The organism is Pseudomonas sp. PvP028 (assembly GCF_017832255.1).
Classification (GTDB): domain Bacteria; phylum Pseudomonadota; class Gammaproteobacteria; order Pseudomonadales; family Pseudomonadaceae; genus Aquipseudomonas; species Aquipseudomonas syringae.
Genome location: NZ_JAFIBL010000001.1, coordinates 3,842,335 through 3,861,504, shown reverse-complemented (window position 1 = coordinate 3,861,504; position 19,170 = coordinate 3,842,335). Strand labels below are relative to the sequence as shown.

The 19,170-nt window shown below is 59.7% G+C and carries 15 protein-coding genes; 11 read left to right on the top strand and 4 right to left on the bottom strand.

What is annotated here, in order from left to right:
* Positions 1–43: 43 nt before the first annotated feature.
* The 3 genes from JOE34_RS17120 to gnd are packed head-to-tail and all read right to left on the bottom strand — an operon-like array spanning position 44 to position 3,403.
* Positions 44–853: a Cof-type HAD-IIB family hydrolase gene (locus tag JOE34_RS17120; protein ID WP_057419581.1), complete on the bottom strand. Its 810-nt coding sequence runs from the start codon at positions 851–853 to the stop codon at positions 44–46.
* Positions 846–2,378: a glucose-6-phosphate dehydrogenase gene (gene zwf, locus JOE34_RS17115; RefSeq protein ID WP_057419580.1), complete on the bottom strand. Its 1,533-nt coding sequence runs from the start codon at positions 2,376–2,378 to the stop codon at positions 846–848. Before zwf ends, JOE34_RS17120 begins: the two co-directional genes overlap by 8 nt.
* On the bottom strand, positions 2,378–3,403 hold the full coding sequence (gnd, locus tag JOE34_RS17110) for a phosphogluconate dehydrogenase (NAD(+)-dependent, decarboxylating) (protein WP_074908386.1): 1,026 nt from the start codon (positions 3,401–3,403) through the stop codon (positions 2,378–2,380). The genes zwf and gnd overlap by 1 nt, the downstream gene beginning before the upstream one ends.
* A 263-nt stretch (positions 3,404–3,666) precedes the next feature.
* Here gnd and JOE34_RS17105 point away from each other — a divergent pair, with 263 nt between their 5' ends.
* Positions 3,667–3,840, top strand: a complete 174-nt coding sequence (locus JOE34_RS17105) for a DUF6026 family protein (RefSeq protein WP_003315324.1) — start codon at positions 3,667–3,669, stop codon at positions 3,838–3,840.
* Between the two features lie 158 nt (positions 3,841–3,998).
* On the opposite strand, the gene JOE34_RS17100 is transcribed toward JOE34_RS17105, so the two are convergent.
* Positions 3,999–4,490 (bottom strand): GNAT family N-acetyltransferase, encoded by a 492-nt coding sequence (locus tag JOE34_RS17100; RefSeq protein WP_003315325.1) that lies wholly within the window; start codon positions 4,488–4,490, stop codon positions 3,999–4,001.
* 615 nt (positions 4,491–5,105) lie between these two features.
* Here JOE34_RS17100 and glgA point away from each other — a divergent pair.
* The 10 genes from glgA (at position 5,106) to JOE34_RS17050 (ending at position 19,169) form a co-directional block, all read left to right on the top strand.
* Positions 5,106–6,704: a glycogen synthase GlgA gene (gene glgA / locus JOE34_RS17095; protein ID WP_017278550.1), complete on the top strand. Its 1,599-nt coding sequence runs from the start codon at positions 5,106–5,108 to the stop codon at positions 6,702–6,704.
* A 16-nt stretch (positions 6,705–6,720) separates the two neighbouring features.
* The gene (gene treZ, locus JOE34_RS17090) at positions 6,721–8,535 is read left to right on the top strand and encodes a malto-oligosyltrehalose trehalohydrolase (RefSeq protein WP_017278549.1); all 1,815 of its coding nucleotides are present in this window, start codon (positions 6,721–6,723) and stop codon (positions 8,533–8,535) included.
* Positions 8,525–10,603: a 4-alpha-glucanotransferase gene (malQ, locus tag JOE34_RS17085; RefSeq protein WP_017278548.1), complete on the top strand. Its 2,079-nt coding sequence runs from the start codon at positions 8,525–8,527 to the stop codon at positions 10,601–10,603. Before treZ ends, malQ begins: the two co-directional genes overlap by 11 nt.
* Positions 10,600–13,383, top strand: coding sequence for a malto-oligosyltrehalose synthase (locus JOE34_RS17080; RefSeq protein ID WP_057419579.1), 2,784 nt, complete (start codon positions 10,600–10,602; stop codon positions 13,381–13,383). Before malQ ends, JOE34_RS17080 begins: the two co-directional genes overlap by 4 nt.
* 17 nt (positions 13,384–13,400) lie before the next feature.
* Positions 13,401–13,787, top strand: coding sequence for a DUF2934 domain-containing protein (locus tag JOE34_RS17075; RefSeq protein WP_029572553.1), 387 nt, complete (start codon positions 13,401–13,403; stop codon positions 13,785–13,787).
* A gap of 156 nt (positions 13,788–13,943) precedes the next feature.
* The gene (glgX, locus tag JOE34_RS17070) at positions 13,944–16,127 is read left to right on the top strand and encodes a glycogen debranching protein GlgX (protein WP_003315330.1); all 2,184 of its coding nucleotides are present in this window, start codon (positions 13,944–13,946) and stop codon (positions 16,125–16,127) included.
* The gene (locus JOE34_RS17065) at positions 16,124–17,137 is read left to right on the top strand and encodes an acyl-CoA dehydrogenase family protein (RefSeq protein ID WP_029572552.1); all 1,014 of its coding nucleotides are present in this window, start codon (positions 16,124–16,126) and stop codon (positions 17,135–17,137) included. Before glgX ends, JOE34_RS17065 begins: the two co-directional genes overlap by 4 nt.
* Positions 17,138–17,150: 13 nt before the next feature.
* On the top strand, positions 17,151–17,924 hold the full coding sequence (locus JOE34_RS17060) for a PIG-L family deacetylase (RefSeq protein ID WP_029572551.1): 774 nt from the start codon (positions 17,151–17,153) through the stop codon (positions 17,922–17,924).
* Positions 17,921–18,547: an SAM-dependent methyltransferase gene (locus JOE34_RS17055; protein WP_029572550.1), complete on the top strand. Its 627-nt coding sequence runs from the start codon at positions 17,921–17,923 to the stop codon at positions 18,545–18,547. The genes JOE34_RS17060 and JOE34_RS17055 overlap by 4 nt, the downstream gene beginning before the upstream one ends.
* Entirely contained in the window at positions 18,516–19,169 is a 654-nt protein-coding gene (locus JOE34_RS17050; RefSeq protein ID WP_003342075.1) for a glycosyltransferase family A protein, read from the top strand. The genes JOE34_RS17055 and JOE34_RS17050 overlap by 32 nt, the downstream gene beginning before the upstream one ends.
* The last annotated feature ends 1 nt before the right edge of the window (position 19,170 follow it).

Here is a 19,170-nt window from a genome sequence, read left to right as displayed (position 1 = left end):
GCCCGTCGTGATGATGATTCGTTAACGTGGGTATGCAGCTCGATCAGACGTTCAGGATGTAACGCTCGATGGCGTTGGCCACTCCGTCCTGCTCATTGCTATCAGTAACATGATCAGCCTGTCCCTTGACTGTCTGCTCGCCCTGCCCCATGGCGATCGACAAGCCGGCCTTGTGGAACATTGCCACGTCGTTACCGCCGTCGCCTATGGCCGCCGTACGCGACAGGTCGACGCCCAGATAGTCCGCCAGCGCGACCAGAGCGGAACCCTTGTTGGCCTCCAGCGCAGTCACATCCAGATAGTACTTTTGCGAACGGGCCGCCAGCGCGAGCCCTTCGATCTGCGGATTGAGCTGCGCCTCAAGGGTCTTGAGCAACTCGAAATCACCGCTGGCCGCGACGATCTTGTCGACGCGATCCAGATACGGCTCGAAACTCTCGACCTGAACATAGTCATAGCCCAGTGCATCGAGCTCATGATCGACGTAATCGGCTTCGGGATCGATCAGCAGCCACTGATCATCGGCAAACACCCAGATGGCAACGCTCTGCCCGGCAAACAGCTCCAGACAGATGCGAACGGCGCGCGGGTCAATGCGATGAGCCACCAGCAGGCTGCCATCGGGATGGGTGATGGTGCCGCCATTGAATGCCACGGTGGGCAGGTCGACATCCAGCGCCTCGATCACCTGGCGCATGGCCCTGGGCGGCCGACTGCTGGCCAGCGTGAAGTGAACGCCGGCAGTACGCAGGCGCTTGATGGCGTCGATATTGGCTTGGCTAAGGCTGTGATCACGGCGCAGCAACGTGCCGTCGATGTCGGACAACAGGAACTGTACAGGCAGTTCAGACATTCAATTCTCTCCATTCCCGACCATCACGACTCAGCAACTCTTCACCCGCTTGCGGGCCATCCTTGCCAGCTTCGTAAAGCTGCACTTGCGGCTGTGCGGCCCAGGCGTCGAGGAACGGCTGCACTGCACGCCAGCCGTTCTCGATGTTGTCGGCACGCTGAAAGAGCGTCTGATCACCGGTCAGGCAGTCATAAATGAGGGTTTCGTACCCCGTGGAGGGCTGCATCTCGAAGAAGTCCTTGTAGGCGAAGCCCAGCGCGATATCCTCCATTTTCAATTCCGGGCCCGGACGCTTGGCAAACAGGTCGAACCACATGCCTTCGTTGGGCTGGATCTGGATCCGCAGGTAGTTGGGCTTGAGCCGGTCGACCTCGGTATCGCGGAACTGCGCATAAGGAGCAGGCTTGAAGCAGATGGCGATTTCCGTGCTGCGAGCGCTCATGCGCTTGCCGGTACGCAGGTAGAAAGGCACACCCACCCAGCGCCAGTTGTCGACCATGACCTTGAGCGCAACGTAAGTTTCGGTGTTGCTGTCCGGCTCCACGCGATCTTCCTGACGATAGCCGACGACCTCCTTGTCGCCCATCACGCCCTTGGCGTACTGACCACGCACCGAATTGGCCAGGGCTTCCTCCTGGCTCCACGGCCGGATCGCGCCAACCACCTTGGCTTTCTCACCGCGAACGGCATCAGCACCGAAAGCGGCAGGTGGCTCCATCGCCACCATCGCCAGCAGCTGGAACAGGTGATTGGGCACCATGTCGCGCAAGGCCCCGGTATGCTCGTAAAAGCTGCCACGGGTTTCCACGCCCACGGTTTCCGCAGCCGTGATCTGTACGTGATCGATGTAGTGATTGTTCCAGAACGACTCGAACAGGCCATTGGAGAAACGGCTGACCAGAATGTTCTGCACCGTCTCCTTGCCCAGGTAATGGTCGATCCGGTAAATCTGCTTCTCGCTCATGACCTTGAGCAGGCACCCATTGAGCTCAACCGCACTGGCCAGATCGGAGCCGAACGGCTTTTCGATCACGACGCGACGGAAGCCGTCTTCGGTTTCCTGCAGCAAACCTGACGAGCCCAGCCGCTGGGCAACCTCACTGAAAAATCGCGGCGCGGTGGCCAGATAGAACACCGCGTTTGCAGTACCGGTGCTCTCGATCTTGCTGGCGATGTCCTGATAGGTGGAATCGTCGAGGAAGTCGCCCTGCACATAGCTGATGCGCTCGGCCAGCTTGCCCCAGAGCGCAGGATCGAGCGGATCCTTGCCGCCGCCAGCAACCTTGCCGGCGGCCTCATCACGAATGAAGTTCTCGAGCTTTTTCGCAAAGTCGGCATCGCTGATCGCATTGTGATCGACGCCGACGATATGCAGCCCTTCATCCACCAGACCGTCGCGTGACAGGTTGTAAAGCGCCGGCATCAACAGGCGCTTGACCAGGTCTCCATGGGCACCGAACAGAAACAGGGTCGTGGGTGGGGCTACCTCGGTTTTTTGCTCGGCACTGCCACGCGACAGGCCCATTACTTGGGTTCCTTGTGGCCACCAAATCCAAAGCGCATGGCAGAGAGCATCTTGTCTGCATACGAGCTTGTCTGGCGGGAACGGAATCGCGCAAACAGAGCACTGGACAGCACAGGAACCGGAACCGCCTGCTCGATGGCCGCTTCGATGGTCCAGCGACCTTCGCCGCTGTCGGCAACCGAACCGGAGAACGCATCCAGGTGAGGGTCGGTGGCCAGGGCATCGGCGGTCAGGTCCAGCAGCCAGGACGACACCACACTGCCACGACGCCAGACTTCGGCAATGTCAGCCGTGTTCAGGTCGAAACGCTGTTCAGGCGGCAGGAGTTCGGAGTTTTTCTGCTTGAGAAGATCAAAGCCCTCGGCGAAGGCCTGCATCATTCCGTATTCGATACCGTTATGGATCATCTTCACGAAATGCCCGGAGCCCGCAGGGCCGGAGTGGATATAACCACGTTCGGCGCGATCATCGGTCGAGGTGCGGTCACGGGTGCGCTCGATCGAGCCAAGGCCCGGAGCCAGTGTCGCGAACAGCGGATCGAGGCGCTCGACAACGGCGGCCTCGCCTCCGATCATCATGCAGTAGCCGCGCTCGAGGCCCCAGACGCCGCCTGACGTGCCGACATCGACATAATGCAGGCCCTTCTCGGTCAGTTCCTGAGCGCGACGGATATCGTCCTTGTAGAAAGTGTTGCCGCCGTCGATGATCACGTCATCGGCGTCAAGCAACTCGCTGAGGGTCTGGATGGTGTCTTCGGTAGGCGCACCAGCCGGGAGCATTACCCAGACAGCACGGGGCTTGGCGAGCGTGCCGACCAGTTCCTTCAGATCTGCGACCGCAGTCGAACCGTCATTGGCCAGGGCGTTGCGCGATGCTTCATCACGGTCGTACACCACAGTCGTGTGACCATTCAGCATCAGGCGGCGTGCGATATTGCCGCCCATGCGGCCCAGTCCAATAATCCCAAGTTGCATGAAGGTGCTCCTTAAATCGTAAAAAGGTGCGTCGCTTGCCGTCCAGCGCATCGACAGATTGCGAGCATGCTGTTTAGTCAAGCGAGGCGGAACGTCGGTTCCCTTGCGAGAAGATGAAGACGCGAGCGCCCTCCTGTGGTGCATTTTGTCGCGATTAAGAGACATTCGCGACAATTAAAAATAAAAAAGTTCCAAAATCATGCAAAAGAAATCAAAATCGGTGCCGATAGAGAGGGTAAGCAGCGGCGCTCAGGGATTGAAAGTCATTGCCATGGACCTCTCTGAGGTTGAATCCGCCATTTGCGAGGTGAGCAATGGGCACTGTACTACCAGCAATTGCACCACAAACCCTGTATGTCACTATCCGTCGTGACGAACTGCGCACATTAAAAGAAGAGCGCGAGCAGTTGCAGAAAAAAGTGGCTCATTTGAGCTCGATACTGCAGCAATCGCAGTTATCCGCCCCTGGCAAGATGCTTCAGGCCTGACCGCAACTGTATCATTCTTCAAAACGCCTCAGGGCAAGCCCGATCATCTGGCTTGCCCACCTGACCTGCCCCCTGTTGATCCCCGCAGCCTGCTTGATCTTCCGAGCCGCCCGGTCTGCACCTGAACGATCAAAAAAGACCCTTGGCGAATAAGCTCTCTACAGCGCTTTCTGCCAGAACATGGCACGCCCCATTTCAGGGCTCAATTGATAATTGTCGAAACCGAGCTTTCTGTAAGCCCCTTGCGCAACCTCGTTGCCTTCCAGAACTTCAAGCGTCAGCTTGCAGCAGCCACGCTGGCGTGCAATTTCTTCGACCTTGAGCAACATTTTCTGACTGATACCGAGGCCACGATATTGTGAGAGCACCGCGACGTCATGAATATTGACCAACGGACGACAGGCAAAGGTTGAAAACCCCTCGAAGCAATTGACCAACCCCACCGGTTCACCCGATATGAATGCCAGCACGCTGAACGCATAGGGACGCTTTGCGAGTTCGATTGCCAACTGGCGACGGGTGTCGCTCGACAGAGGCCGCCCGGTCCCCATGGCATCCATCGCATATTCATTCAAAACGAACCCGATCGCATCCGCGTGCACAGGATTTGTATAGCTCGCTTGCAGTACCAGTACCTCAGGGGCTTCCATTTCCATCCTCGTCAATTCAATCAGAGTGATTCATTGAAATCAGTCAAAGGGTGATGCCTCAGGCCAGTGTCAAGGCCGGGGCTTGTGGCCCGATTCTATCCTGCCCTGCGCCAAAATGTTCCAACGTAGATGTAAGGATTTTCTCGTCGCGCACGCAGATTGACCAATACACGCACCCGGAAAAGGCGTTACGCACCATCGCTGCTCATCACAGCCGGACCCCTACGGTATAAGTGATGAAAACCAAGTGCCTGGACGGGATTGTCCAACGATCCGACGACCGGTAACGGGCTCTCCGGACGCAGAAAAAAGCCTTGAAAAAGCGCAGCGACAACCCGGCTGCCACCTGCAGCCTGCCATCATGCGGGGCGTCGAAGCCTGTGCCAGACATTCGCAAATAAAAAAGTCGAAACTTCTCCAAAACCGCCGGGTCAGGTGATTAGAGCATCTATGCTATTGGCTGACATCCGGTAATGGCGACATCACACCGCTTTGTCACTATGCATGGTCAAAACGGGTATCGATCTTGCGTAGTGCACGTATGTGTACCCGGCCATAGGAAATGGCCAATAAAAATCAAGTGATGCACCAAGACTGTTTTAAGGGGAAAAATTGATGATTAGCGCCGCTGTGAAAACCCAGAAGGGAGAGAGTTTTAACCAGCCTGTCGGCGAGCTGACTCATCTGCCGGTGTTCTCTAACAAGAGCGTTCCTGTGTTGCAAATGCCAACGTCGACTGTTCAGCCTCAGCCGACCATGTCCCAGGTCAACAGACGCAAAGTGTTGTTCGTGACCTCCGAACTGGCCGATCTGGTGAAAACCGGTGGGCTGGGCGATGTGTCTGCCGCACTGCCGCGAGCCATGCGCCACCTGCATGACGTTCGCGTACTGATTCCAGGTTATCCGCAGGTCATCAACAGCGGTAATCCTATCCATATCATCAGCCAGTTGGGCGGGCATGCAGCGCTGCCGCCTTGCAAGGTCGGTCGTATGGACATGAAAGACGGTCTGGTGATCTACGTACTGATCTGCCCGGAGCTTTACGAGCGCGAAGGCACCCCTTACGCCGACAGCACTGGCCGCGACTGGTCCGATAACCATATTCGCTTCGCCCGTCTGGGCCTGGCGGCTGCCGAGTTCGCGGCTGGCGAAGTCAAGAGCCAGTGGTGCCCCGAGCTGGTTCATGCCCACGACTGGCCCGCCGGCCTGGCGCCTGCTTACATGCGCTGGCGCGGGCAGTCCACGCCAAGTATTTTCACTGTTCACAACCTCGCCTATCAAGGCACCGTAAGCACTGCCTCGAGCCGTGAGCTGGGCATCCCGGACTCCGCCATCACCCCTGAAGGCATGGAGTTTTACGGTCAGCTTTCGTTCATCAAGGCAGGCATGGCCTTCGCCAGCCACATCACCACCGTGAGCGCCACCTACGCTCGGGAAATCACCACCCCGGAGTTCGGCTGCGGCCTTGAGGGCTTTCTGCAAAGCAAGGCCAACAAAGGCCAGCTCAGCGGCATTCCCAACGGTATCGACGAAAGCTGGGATGCCGCCACCGACGAACATCTGATCTGCCACTTTGCGCCCAACGAATGGACGCGCAAGGAAATCAACGCTGACTACGTACGTGAACTGTTCGAGCTGGATGCCTCTACCGGGCCGCTGTTCGCCGTGGTGTCACGTCTCGTGTACCAGAAAGGCCTGGACCTGACAATCGGCGTTGCCGAACACATCGTCAATAATGGCGGGCAGATCGCAATCATCGGACGCGGTGAACCCGAAGAAGAAGATGCCATGCGCGAGTTGGCTGAACGCTTCCCCGGGCGTGTTGGCGTGCGCATTGGCTTCAACGAAACCGACGCACGACGCATGTTCGCCGGCAGCGATTTCCTGCTGATGCCGTCCCGCTATGAGCCATGCGGGCTGAGCCAGATGTATGCGCAACGCTTCGGCTCGCTGCCTGTCGCACGCAATACAGGTGGCTTGGCCGATACGATCGAAGACGGTGTCACTGGCTTTCTGTTCAATGAATCGACAGTCGAAAGTTACACCGAGGCCCTGAATCGCGCCCTCCAGGTCTTCGCCCATCCGGAGCTGCTCAACGCCATGCGCTGCCGTGCCATGGCGGCTCCCTTCAACTGGCATCAGGCAGTAGAGCCCTACGCAGATCTCTATCGCGATCTGTTGAAGAAAAACGTGAGTATTTCCAGCAACTACTAGGTTAAGGATTGAATGGATGCCCCTGCGTACAGACGATAACTGGCGCCACGGCGCCGTTTTGTTGGACCCTGAACACACCCGGTTTGCCCTCTGGGCACCGGATGCCTCCTTCGTAAATGTCGAACTGCAGGATGGCCAGTCACTGGCCATGCTGCCTCAGTCAGACGGCTGGTTCGTCCTGGAGGCCCGCTGCAAGGCGGGTACTCGCTACCGCTTCAGGATCGACCACGAGCTGGACGTTCCTGATCCCGCCTCCCGCGCGCAGGTCGATGACGTTCATTCTGAAAGCTTCGTCGTCGACCCTGACGCTTATTCATGGCAAAACACTGCATGGAGCGGGCGTCCCTGGCACGAAGCTGTCATCTATGAACTGCACGTGGGCGCCATGGGTGGCTACGCTGGCGTGGAAAAGCACCTGCCACGACTTGCCAAACTGGGCGTTACCGCAATCGAACTGATGCCGCTTGCGCAGTTTCCCGGTGATCGCAACTGGGGCTATGACGGCGTTCTGCACTACGCTCCGCAGTCTTCCTATGGCACGCCGGAACAGCTCAAGCACCTGATCGACACCGCCCACGGTCTTGGCCTTATGGTGATTCTGGACGTGGTGTACAACCACTTCGGGCCGGATGGCAACTACCTGGGCAGCTACGCCAAAGAATTTTTCCGTACAGACCTGCACACCCCGTGGGGTGATGCGATCGATTTCAGACGCCCGCAGGTGCGCGACTTTTTCGTTGACAACGCCCTGATGTGGCTGCTCGAGTATCGCTTCGACGGACTGCGTATGGACGCTGTACACGCCATTCGCGACGAGACCTTCCTGCCCGAGTTCGCAGAGCGGGTTCGTGGCCGCATTGAACCAGGCCGCCACGTGTGGCTGAACCTTGAGAACGAGTTTAACCAGGCCGGTCTTCTGGAAAAGGGCTTCGATGCTCAATGGGACGACGACGGGCACAACACCCTCCACGTGCTGTTGACCGGTGAAACCGACGCTTATTATTCAGACTTCGCCAAAGAGCCCACGCAAAAGCTTGCGCGTCTGCTCAGCGAAGGGTTTGTCTACCAAGGCGAACCGACGCGCCACGGGCATACGCGAGGCGAGCCCAGTGCACACCTGTCGCCGTCGGCTTTTGTGTTGTTTCTGCAGAACCACGATCAGATCGGCAACCGCGCACTCGGTGAACGCCTGCCGCAGCTCTGCGCGCCTGCGGCATTGAAAGCCGCCACTGCGCTGCTGCTGCTTTCACCGATGATCCCGTTGATGTTCATGGGCGATGAATGGGCGGCCAGCGAACCGTTTCTGTTCTTCACCAGCCACCACGGCGAGTTGGCCGATGCAGTACGTGAAGGACGTCGCAAGGAGTTCGCTGATTTCGCCGCATTCGCCGATCCGGAAAAGCGCGAGCACATTCCTGATCCAAACGACATCAAGACATTCGAAGCGTCACGCCCGGCGTTTTCAGCGGTCGATCTCGATACCGACATAGGCCTGGATCATCGCAGCTGGCTGGAGTTCTATACGCAGTTGTTGGCCTTGCGCCATCAGGAGATCATGCCGCGCCTGCAGGGCGCACGCTTCCTGAAGACCGATATTCTCGGTGACAAGGCGGTCAGTGCGCGGTGGACACTGGGTGATGGCAGCGAGCTGCGTATTGACCTCAATCTCAGCGAGCATGCGGTTAACGCACCGCCACAAGCGGGTGCCCGCGAGATATTCTCCAGCGCAGAGAAATCGTCCGAACTTTCCCCACGCGGCATCCTCAATGCTTACACGGCCATTGTCAGCCTGAAAGCAAGTGATGTTCTGGAGGAACAGGATGAACAATGAGCAATTGGAGAGGCTTGCGACCGAGGCAGGATTGTCGGTGCATTGGGTCGATGCCAACGCTCGGCCGCAGACCGTCAGCCCGGATGTACTGCGCAAGGTTCTGGAAGCGCTGGGCTATCCTGCTGAAAGCGGCGAGGCTATCGATGCCAGCCTGCTGCGCCTGCAAAAAGCCAGTCACGGCACCAGCGCCCCGCCACTGCTGACGGTCGATGTGGAAAGCAATCTGGACCTGTCGCAGTGGTTCGCGCCACAAACGCCGTTCACGCTACACCTCGAAGACGGCTCTTCACTGGATGCCAGACTGACCTCGAACGCAGAGCTTCCGGCGCTCGCTCCGCCCGGCTACCAGCAGCTGGAAATCGCAGGACAGCATCTGACCATCGCGGTCGCGCCGAAAACCTGCTTCAGCATGGCAATGGCCACCGAGACCTCGAAGCCGCACGGCTGGGGCCTGACCGCCCAGCTTTACAGCTTGCGGCGTGAAGGCGATGGCGGTTTTGGTGACACCGAGGCGCTGGAGAAAGTCTTGCGCTCTGCTGGCGAGCGAGGGGCCGATGCGCTGGGCATCAGCCCGATCCACGCCATGTTCGCCAACGACCCTCACCGTTACAGTCCTTATTCACCTTCCAGCAGGCTGTTCCTCAACAGCCTGTACGCGTCGCCGGGTGCGATTCTTGGTGAAAGTGCGTGGCGTCAGGCCATCGAAGACGCGCGTGTCGGCGACGAGATGAAGCACCTTGAAACACAGACGCTGATCGACTGGCCAGCCGCGGCCAATGCCAAATGGAAAGCGCTGCACGCGCTTTATGAAGGCTTCAGTGCGGGTGATCACCCGCTGCACGAAGACTTCAACAGCTTCCGCCACAGCGGTGGCGAAGCGCTGGAAAATCACTGCCGCTTCGAAGCACTGTGTGCCGAGTCAGAAACGCTGAACATCGGCAGTAATTGGCATGAATGGCCTGAGCAGTTCAAAGACCCTCGCGGCGACGCCGTCGCAGAATTTGCCAAAAACCATCGCGAGCAAATCAGCTTTCATGCGTTCGCCCAATGGCTGATAGCCCGTGGTCTGGAGCGTGCACAGGTTGCAGCACGCAGCAGCGGCATGCGCGTCGGTCTGATCGCCGACCTGGCAGTGGGCGCCGATGGCGCAGGAAGCCAGGCCTGGAGCCGCCAGGACGAGCTGCTGTCGGCTCTGACCGTCGGCGCCCCCCCAGACATTCTCAACCGTGCCGGCCAGAGCTGGGGGATTTCCGCGTTTTCGCCGGACGGCCTCAAACGTAATGGCTTTCGCGCGTTCATCGAGATGCTGCGGGCCAACTTCGCCCATGCTGGCGGGTTGCGTATCGACCATGTCATGGGCTTGCAGCGCCTATGGGTCATCCCGCAAGGGGCGCCTCCCAGCGAGGGCGCGTATCTGAACTTCCCGCTGGACGACATGCTTCGCTTGCTGAGTCTGGAATCCTGGCGGCACAAGGCTATCGTGCTGGGTGAAGACCTCGGTACTGTGCCTGAAGGCCTGAGCGAAAAACTCAGTGCCAGGGCAATTCTTGGTATGCGTGTACTGCTGTTCGAACAGAACAATGGTCAGTTCAAGCCGATTCTCGACTGGTCGGATCAAGCATTGGCGACCACAAGTACCCACGACCTGCCGACCCTGGCAGGCTGGCTCAGCGAGCTGGATATCGAGTGGAACGCGCGCCTCGGTCATATTGACGATCAGCACGAATCGCAGTGGCGCGAAGAGCGCACGCGGGAATATGAAAGCCTGCGGCGTGCCTTGAGTCAGAACATCGACAGTATGCCCGCCGATACTGAAGATCCGGCCCAGATCATCGACGCGAGCATCAGCTACCTGGGTCATACACGTGCGCCATTGGTATTGCTGCCGATAGAAGACGCGCTGGGTGTCGAAGAGCAGGCCAACCTGCCCGGCACCATTGACAGCCACCCCAACTGGCGCAGGCGTCTTCCCGGCGATGCGGCCTCTCTGCTAGATAACCCGAATGCTGCTCGACGACTGGAATTGCTTTCCCGATCCCGGCTGCAGGCTACGGAGCGTGATCAATGACCCGTCTATTACAGCCTTTGCGCGCCACCCAGCGCCTGCAATTCCATAAGGATTTCACCCTCGACGACGCCGTGCCACTGGTGCCCTACTTCGCCAGCCTGGGTATCAGCCACATCTACGCGTCGCCGCTGCTCAAAGCCCGTGCCGGCTCGATGCACGGCTATGACGTTGTCGACCCGACGGTCATCAATCCGGAACTGGGCGGCGAACCTGCCCTGCTGCGCCTGGTCGAGACCTTGCGCGAGCACGGTATGGGCCTGATTCTCGATATCGTGTCCAACCACATGGCGGTCGGCGGTGCCGACAACCCGTGGTGGCTGGACCTGCTGGAATGGGGCCGTCGCAGCCCGTATGCAGAGTTCTTCGACATTCAGTGGAATTCGCCGGACCCACTGCTGGAAGGCCAACTGTTGCTGCCGTTCCTGAGCAGCGATTACGGCACGGTATTGCAGGCCGGCGAAATCCCGCTGCGCTTCGACGCAGAGCATGGTGCGTTCTACATCGAGCACTATCAGCATCACTTTCCGATCTGCCCACTGACTTACGACTCGCTGTTGCAGGCCGTGGATCACCCTCAACTAAAGGAAATGGCCCAGCGTTTCACCGCACTGGCGCAGTTCCCGCAGGCCTATGAGCGTGCACGCCAGGCAAAGGCCGAGTTAGCCGAGCTGGCCAAGGACCCGCAGGTGCTCAAGGGTGTCGAGCAGATCCTCGCGCATTTCGATTCGAGCAAGCCTCAAGGCTTTCAGCGCCTGCACCAGTTGCTGGAGCGTCAGCACTATCGTCTGGCCAGTTGGCGCACCGCTGGCGATGACATCAACTGGCGGCGTTTCTTCGACATCAACGAGCTGGGCGGCCTGCGTGTCGAGCGGCCACAGGTGTTCGAAGCCACCCACGGCAAGATATTCCAGCTGATTGCCGATGGCCTGGTCGATGGGCTGCGTATCGACCACATCGATGGCCTGGCTGATCCGCGCGGCTACGGTCGCAAGCTGCATCGTCGGGTCAAAAGTCTGCTCAAACTGCGCCCCGAGCACGCGCAGATTGATCATCTGCCGATCTTCGTCGAGAAAATCCTCGGCCCCGACGAGCCGCTGCGTGAAGACTGGAGCGTTGACGGCACGACCGGTTACGAGTTCATGAACCAGGTGTCACTGCTGCAACACGACCCCAAGGGCGAAGAGCCTCTGGGTGAGCTGTGGAGTCGCCTGACAGAACGTACCGCTGACTTCGATCAGGAAGTACTGGTGGCCCGTGATCTGGTCCTGCACGGCACGCTGGCGGGCGATTTCGAGAACGTTGCTCAATCGTTGCTGCAGGTTGCACGCAGCGACCTGATGAGCCGTGACCTGACCCTGGGTGCGATTCGCCGTGCCCTGCTCGCGCTGATCGTCAATTTTCCGATTTATCGCACGTACATCTCGGTGTGCGGCCGCTCTGCGCAAGACGACAAGTATTTCCAGCAGGCCATGGAAGGCGCGCGTGCAACGCTGAACGAAGGCGACTGGCCGGTGCTGGATTACCTGGCACGCTGGCTGGGTGGCGAACCGTGGCGAAAACTGCCACGCGGCCCGCTGCGCAAGGCCTACAAGAATGCCTGTGTACGCTTCCAGCAGCTGACCTCCCCGGTTGCCGCGAAGTCGGTCGAAGACACCTCGTTCTACCGCTCTGCCGTGCTGCTCTCGCGCAACGATGTGGGTTTCCATCCGCAGCACTTCAGTGCGCCGGTAGAAGACTTCCATCAGGTTTGCCTGCAACGTCTGGAGAAGTTTCCAGACAATTTGCTGACCACTGCAACGCACGATCACAAGCGTGGCGAAGATACGCGTACACGCCTTTCGGTGCTGAGTGAATGCGCCCCGTGGTACGCCGAACAGGTAGAGCGCTGGAGACAGCTGGCGATGCCGCTCAAGGGTGACGAGCCGACGATCAGTGCCGGCGACGAGCTGATGCTTTATCAGGCCTTGCTGGGCAGCTGGCCGCTAAGCCTTGAGGGCGAAGAAGCTCACCAGGCTTACGCGAAGCGCATGGTCCAGTGGCAGGAGAAAGCCCTGCGCGAAGCCAAGCTGCAAAGCAGCTGGAGTGCACCGAATCAGCCCTACGAAACCGCTTGCCGCGAATTTCTGGAGCGTTTGCTGCTGGCACCGGAAGCCCTGGCGTTGCGTCAATCCCTCAGTGCGACAGCCAACCGTATTGCCACCGCCGGCGCGCTCAACAGTCTGGCGCAAACCTTGCTACGCTTGAGCGTACCCGGTGTTCCCGATTTGTATCAGGGCACCGAGTTCTGGGATTTCAGCCTGGTGGACCCGGACAACCGCCGCCCGGTTGACTACGCTGCACGGAAACAGGCTCTGGCCGAAGACGCAAGCGTTACCGAGCTGCTGACTGACTGGAAGGACGGGCGCATCAAGCAGGCGCTGATCGCGAAGGTCTTGAACCTGCGCGCCGAACATCCGGGACTGTTCAGCGAGGGCAGTTATCAACCGCTGGAAGTAAAGGGCAGCCACGCCGAGCAGGTGATGGCCTTTGCCCGGGAGACGCAAGGAGTGCGCGCTATCATCGTAGTACCACGCACATGCAGTGAACTATTGGGTACTGCGCAAACTCCATTGATTAATGCTGCCAATTGGGGCGACACACGGATCATGTTGCCGTTTGCCGACTCCGGTTCTGACTGGAAGGGACTCTTTTCTGACGTTGTCGTGACGAGTGATCGGGAAGTACCGCTCAGTGCAGCGCTTGAAAGATTTTCCGTCAATCTGCTTATTCAAACTATGTAATAGCTGGGAGTCTCAAGATGAGTGCCGACGAAAAAAGAATTCGCGACTTTGCTTACCAAATCTGGGAATCGGAGGGTAAACCTTCCGGTCACGACGAGCGTCACTGGGAAATGGCGCGCAAGCTGGCCGAGGCCGAAGCGCTGGCGCCGAACAAGTCCAGTGTGCGCAAATCGACCAAGCCCAAGCTGCCTGAGGTAGACAGCGCCAAGGCGCCTGCCAAGGGCGCGGCCAAGCCCGCCGCAAAATCGGCGCCTGCGCCAAAGCCTGCTGGCGAAGCCAAGCCCAAGCCTGTTCCCAAGGCGGCTGCCAAACCTGCTCCCAAGGCCAAGCCCCCTGCAGCCGCTGCAACCGACGCGCCTGCCAAACCTGCTCCGAAGAAGCCGCGCAAGCCGTCGAATTCTTGAAACTCTTCTGGCCGCGCACCGGTCAACTATTGCAGGTCTCGCTCTGACCAGAGATGAGGCCTGCTACACCCCCTTAGATTATCGTCAGTATCGAAGCCAGCGGCTTCGGTAGCGGCCTTGGCCGCTCAGAAAATCATTCGACGTCAGGAAGTCACCATGAATACGAAGTCCACTACACCGGCAGAAGATAATTCAGCCCCGCTAGACAACCCTGGCAGTACCCCGTCTCGCATTCGTGAAGGACTTCCCTTTCCTCTCGGTGCAAGCTGGGATGGCCTGGGCGTCAACTTCGCCCTGTTCTCGGCAAACGCCACCAAGGTAGAGCTTTGCCTGTTCGACTCCACTGGCGAAATCGAACTGGAACGCATCGAGCTTCCGGAATACACCGACGAGATTTACCATGGCTACCTGCCGGACGCTCACCCGGGCCAGATCTACGGCTATCGCGTGTACGGTCCGTACGATCCAAAGAATGGTCATCGTTTCAACCATAACAAGCTGCTGATCGACCCGTACGCCAAGCAATTGGTCGGCGAACTGAAATGGTCGGAAGCGCTGTTCGGTTACACCATCGGCCATCCTGACGGCGACCTGAGCTTCGACGAACGCGACAGCGCCCCTTTCGTACCGAAAAGCAAGGTGATCGACGAGGCCTACACCTGGGGCCGTGATCAGCGCGTCGGTACGCCTTGGGACAAGACGATTTTCTACGAAACCCACGTACGCGGCATCACCATGCGTCACCCTGAGGTGGCCGAAGAGCTGCGCGGCACGTTCGCCGGTCTCGGATCAGCGCCGGTCGTCGAGCACATTCGCAAGCTGGGTGTGACCTCCGTCGAGCTGCTGCCGATTCATGCCTTCGTCAATGACCAGCATTTGCTGCAGAAGGGCATGACCAACTATTGGGGCTACAACAGCATCGCGTTCTTCGCCCCGGACCCGCGTTACCTGGCGAGCGGCAAGATTGCCGAATTCAAGGAAATGGTTGCGCACCTGCACCACGCCGGTCTCGAGGTCATTCTCGATGTGGTCTACAACCACACCGCCGAAGGCAACGAGCTGGGCCCTACCCTGTCGATGCGCGGTATCGACAACGCTTCGTACTACCGCCTGATGCCGGACGACAAGCGCTACTACATCAACGACTCGGGCACCGGCAACACCCTCGACCTGAGCCACCCTTGCGTATTGCAAATGGTCACCGACTCCCTGCGTTACTGGGCTTCGGAAATGCACGTCGACGGCTTCCGCTTCGACCTGGCGACCATTCTGGGCCGCTACCACGACGGTTTCGACGAGCGCCACAGCTTCCTGGTCGCCTGCCGTCAGGACCCGGTGCTGCGTCAGGTCAAACTGGTCGCCGAGCCATGGGACTGCGGTCCGGGCGGCTACCAGGTGGGCGGTTTCCCACCAGGCTGGATGGAATGGAACGACAAGTTCCGCGACACGGTTCGTGCCTTCTGGAAAGGCGACGAAGCTCAACTGGCTGACTTCGCTGCGCGCATGACCGCGTCCGGCAACATGTTCAACCAGCGCGGCCGTCGTCCACAGGCGTCCGTGAACTTCATCACCGCGCACGATGGCTTCACGCTGCACGACCTGGTGTCGTACAACGACAAGCACAACGAGGCCAACGACGAAAACAACCAGGACGGCAGCAACAATAATCTGTCCTGGAACCACGGCGTTGAAGGTCCGACCGAAGATCCGGAAATCAACAGCCTGCGTCTGCGTCAGATGCGTAACTTGTTCGCCACCCTGCTGCTGGCACAAGGCACGCCGATGATTGTGGCGGGCGATGAGTTCGCGCGTACTCAGCACGGCAACAACAATGCCTACTGCCAGGACAGCGAGATTGGCTGGATCAACTGGGATCTGGACGAAGATGGCGAAGCGCTGCTCAAGTTTGTCACCCGCGTGATCAAGCTGCGTCAGACCTACCCGATCCTGCGTCGCAGCCGCTTCCTGGTAGGCGACTATAACGAAGAGATCGGCGTCAAGGACGTCACCTGGCTTGCTCCGGATGGCAACGAGATGAGCGTCGAGCAGTGGCACGATGCCAATGGCCGTTGCCTGGGCATGCTGATGGACGGTCGCGCACAGGAAACCGGTATCCGCCGCGCGGGTGCCGACGCCACGCTGCTGTTGGTGGTCAACGCGCATCATGACGGCGTCAACTTCACCCTGCCGGAAGTGCCTGAAGGTACCCATTACGAGTGCCTGATCGACACCAACCAGGATGATGCACGCAGCAAGGAGCACTTCGCGTTCGGTTCGCAATACACCGTAACGCCGCGTTCGCTGCTGCTGTTCGAACTGAAGCGTGAAGACCAGCAATGATTGATGCCTTGAGCGAGTTTCTCGACTGGCGCAAGTACGGTTATGCCGATACGCGTGCGCTGGGCGAGTGCTTGCAGGCATTGGTCAACGAAGGTCTGGATCAGCTTCCCCTGCCTGCCCGCGGTCAGACACTTGAGCGCTGGCGGGCGCTGGCCTGCGTTGCAGGCCACGACCTGGGGTTGTGCAAATTGTACGAGGGGCACACAGACGCCTTGGCGATCATGGCGGAACTGGGTGCCCCGCCCCCCGAACAATTCAGCACCTGGGGCATGTGGGCGGCAGAGCCGCCGCAGGCACGGGTGAATATCAGCGGCGCAGGCGATGCACTTCGCCTGCACGGCCGCAAGGCATGGTGCTCAGGCGCTTCGGCGTTGAGCCATGCGTTGATCACTGCATGGGACGCCGAACATCGGCAGCAGCTGGTTGCAGTACGCCTTGACCAACCCGGCGTACACATGACCAGCGACGGTTGGCGCGCAGTGGGCATGGGTGCTACCGGCAGTATCGACGTGGTGTTCGACAACGCTATCGGTCAAGCGATCGGGGCACCGGGCGGCTATCTCGACAGACCAGGCTTCTGGCAGGGCGGCATCGGCATTGCGGCCTGCTGGTACGGCGCATCACGCGCCATCGCGCAGCGCCTGGTGGCCCATGTCGGCAAGCGTGAGGACCCGCACGCCCTTGCGCACCTTGGCGCTGTGGACGTCGCACTGCATGCCGCAATCGATGTGTTGCGCGCTGCTGCCGCGCACCTCGATCAGGCGCCTGCCGAGAATGCCGAGATGCTTGCCAGACGTTGCCGTGCTTATGTCGAACAAGCCGCCGACCTGGTGATTCAGCATGTGGGCAGGGCCGTCGGGGCCGGCCCTTATTGCAAGGACCCGCACTTTGCCCGGCTGATCACCGACCTGCCGGTTTTCCTGCGTCAGAGCCACGCCGAGCAGGATTTGGCGGCGTTGGGCCAGTTGTCCGGCAAGGCGTTGCCCGCTGCACGCACGTGGTCACTATGAGAGTGTATAGAGCATGAGTGAAGGGTTCGTAGTGAGTGATGACGAGTCCGGCCAGGGTACTTCCCTCGCCGCCTGGAACGCTTCGACCAAGCTGCACGGCCTGCCTGTGATCACCGCTGACTTGTTGGTGCCGGCCAATTGCCGAGCCGTGATCATCGCCCCGCACCCGGATGATGAAATACTGGCCTGTGGCGGTCTGATGAGCCAACTGGCGCAACTGGAACGCAACCTGTTACTGATCTCGGTCACCGATGGTACGGCTAGCCATCCGGGCTCCACGCTCTGGCCCGTCGATCGTCTGTGCAAAGCCCGACCTGAGGAAAGTGCCGAAGCCTTAAATCGCCTCGGTATACCTGCAGAACGCCTCGAGTGGTTGCGTTGCGGCCTTCAGGACGGCGCCGTGGCCGACGCGGAAGATCAACTGGTGGCCTTTCTTGAACAGCATCTGGGCCCTGCCGACGTGGTATTCGCCACCTGGGCAGAAGATGGCCACAGCGACCATGAGGCGGTCGGCAGAGCCAGTGCCAAGGCCTGCAAGACCACCGGAGCACAGTTCCACGAGGTACCGGTCTGGGCCTGGCACTGGGCTGATCCTGAAGACCAACGCCTGCCATGGGACAGAGCGCGCAAGCTGCTGCTCGATCCGGTCACGCTGGCCCATAAACGCAATGCTGCCCAAGCGTTCACCAGCCAGTTGCAGGGTGATCCGGCCATCGGTCTTTCCCCGGTTTTGCCGGACGCAGTGCTGGAAAGGCTGCTGCAGCCCTTTGAAGTGGTGTTCACATGAGCGTCGAGGACAGTTATTTCAATGAGCTGTTTCTCAACAACGAGGACCCGTGGGCATTCAAGCAACGCTGGTACGAACGGCGTAAGCGCGCCTTGACACTGGCCGCTCTGCCCCGCGAACGCTACCGCTCGATATTCGAGCCTGGCTGCGCCAACGGTGAACTCAGTGCCGATCTTGCCGGGCGCTGCGATTCGCTGGTGTGCTGCGACACCTCGAATCTGGCTGTGGATCTGGCACGCAAGCGTCTGGCCGGCCTGCCCCATGCCAAAGTGTTGCAGGCGCGTTTGCCGCAGCAATGGCCACAGGGCGAATTTGACCTGATCGTCTTCAGCGAGGTGGGTTATTACCTGGACGCCGACGACCTGCACGGCCTGATCGACCGTGCACTGGCGGCCCTCGCACCAGATGGCCAGTTGCTCGCCTGTCACTGGCGGCCCGAGATCGAAGGCTGCCCGCTAAACGCCCAGGCGGTTCACGACATCCTTGCTGCACGCTTGTCCATGCACCGACTTTTCAGTCATCACGAACAGGATTTCCTGCTGGACCTGTGGTGTCGTGATGGAACCTCCGTAGCAGAACAGGAATTCTCCGATGATCGGCATACTGATCCCGGTGCACAATGAAGAGCAGTTACTCGACTTGTGTCTCGAAACGATAAAGCAGGCGGCTGCACACCCCGACCTCAAGGGCGAATGCGTAGAGGTGCTGGTGGTTCTCGACAGCTGCACTGATCGCTCGGCGGAGATCGCGCGTGCCCATGGCGTGATGATTCTCGAAGTGTCGGCGCGCAACGTGGGGCAGGCTCGAGCACAGGGCGCGGAGTTTCTTCTCGACCGGGGTGCACGCTGGCTGGCGTGTACCGATGGCGACAGCACCGTGGCCAGTGACTGGCTTGCCGAACAGCTGGCGCTGGATGCCGACGCGGTATGCGGAACGGTCACGCCCGGCGACTGGAGCAAGGACATCTCGGCGGCCGCGCAAGCTGCTTACCTGCAGCATTACCAGCACCGTGAAGGTCACAGACACATTCATGGTGCCAATCTGGGCGTCAGCTCGATTGCGTACATCAGCGCAGGTGGTTTTCCGGCACTGCCCTGCCACGAAGACGTGCACCTGATTCAGCAGCTGGAGTTGATCGGTGCGCGTATCGCCTGGAGTTGCCGCCCCAAGGTCACAACCAGCACCCGCCTCGACTCGAAAGCCAGGGGCGGGTTTGGTGATTTTCTAAGTTCGCTGAATGCCTGAA

What these genes read in the sequence shown, in the direction of transcription:
- JOE34_RS17055 (WP_029572550.1), top strand. Translation starts at nt 17,921, where the DNA reads ATGAGCGTCGAGGACAGTTATTTCAATGAGCTGTTTCTCAACAACGAG.
- glgX (WP_003315330.1), top strand. Translation starts at nt 13,944, where the DNA reads ATGAATACGAAGTCCACTACACCGGCAGAAGATAATTCAGCCCCGCTA.
- malQ (WP_017278548.1), top strand. Translation starts at nt 8,525, where the DNA reads ATGAACAATGAGCAATTGGAGAGGCTTGCGACCGAGGCAGGATTGTCG.
- glgA (WP_017278550.1), top strand. Translation starts at nt 5,106, where the DNA reads ATGATTAGCGCCGCTGTGAAAACCCAGAAGGGAGAGAGTTTTAACCAG.
- JOE34_RS17065 (WP_029572552.1), top strand. Translation starts at nt 16,124, where the DNA reads ATGATTGATGCCTTGAGCGAGTTTCTCGACTGGCGCAAGTACGGTTAT.
- JOE34_RS17080 (WP_057419579.1), top strand. Translation starts at nt 10,600, where the DNA reads ATGACCCGTCTATTACAGCCTTTGCGCGCCACCCAGCGCCTGCAATTC.
- JOE34_RS17050 (WP_003342075.1), top strand. Translation starts at nt 18,516, where the DNA reads ATGATCGGCATACTGATCCCGGTGCACAATGAAGAGCAGTTACTCGAC.
- zwf (WP_057419580.1), bottom strand. Translation starts at nt 2,378, where the DNA reads ATGGGCCTGTCGCGTGGCAGTGCCGAGCAAAAAACCGAGGTAGCCCCA.
- treZ (WP_017278549.1), top strand. Translation starts at nt 6,721, where the DNA reads ATGCCCCTGCGTACAGACGATAACTGGCGCCACGGCGCCGTTTTGTTG.
- JOE34_RS17105 (WP_003315324.1), top strand. Translation starts at nt 3,667, where the DNA reads ATGGGCACTGTACTACCAGCAATTGCACCACAAACCCTGTATGTCACT.
- JOE34_RS17060 (WP_029572551.1), top strand. Translation starts at nt 17,151, where the DNA reads ATGAGTGAAGGGTTCGTAGTGAGTGATGACGAGTCCGGCCAGGGTACT.
- JOE34_RS17075 (WP_029572553.1), top strand. Translation starts at nt 13,401, where the DNA reads ATGAGTGCCGACGAAAAAAGAATTCGCGACTTTGCTTACCAAATCTGG.
- JOE34_RS17120 (WP_057419581.1), bottom strand. Translation starts at nt 853, where the DNA reads ATGTCTGAACTGCCTGTACAGTTCCTGTTGTCCGACATCGACGGCACG.
- JOE34_RS17100 (WP_003315325.1), bottom strand. Translation starts at nt 4,490, where the DNA reads ATGGAAGCCCCTGAGGTACTGGTACTGCAAGCGAGCTATACAAATCCT.
- gnd (WP_074908386.1), bottom strand. Translation starts at nt 3,403, where the DNA reads ATGCGCTGGACGGCAAGCGACGCACCTTTTTACGATTTAAGGAGCACC.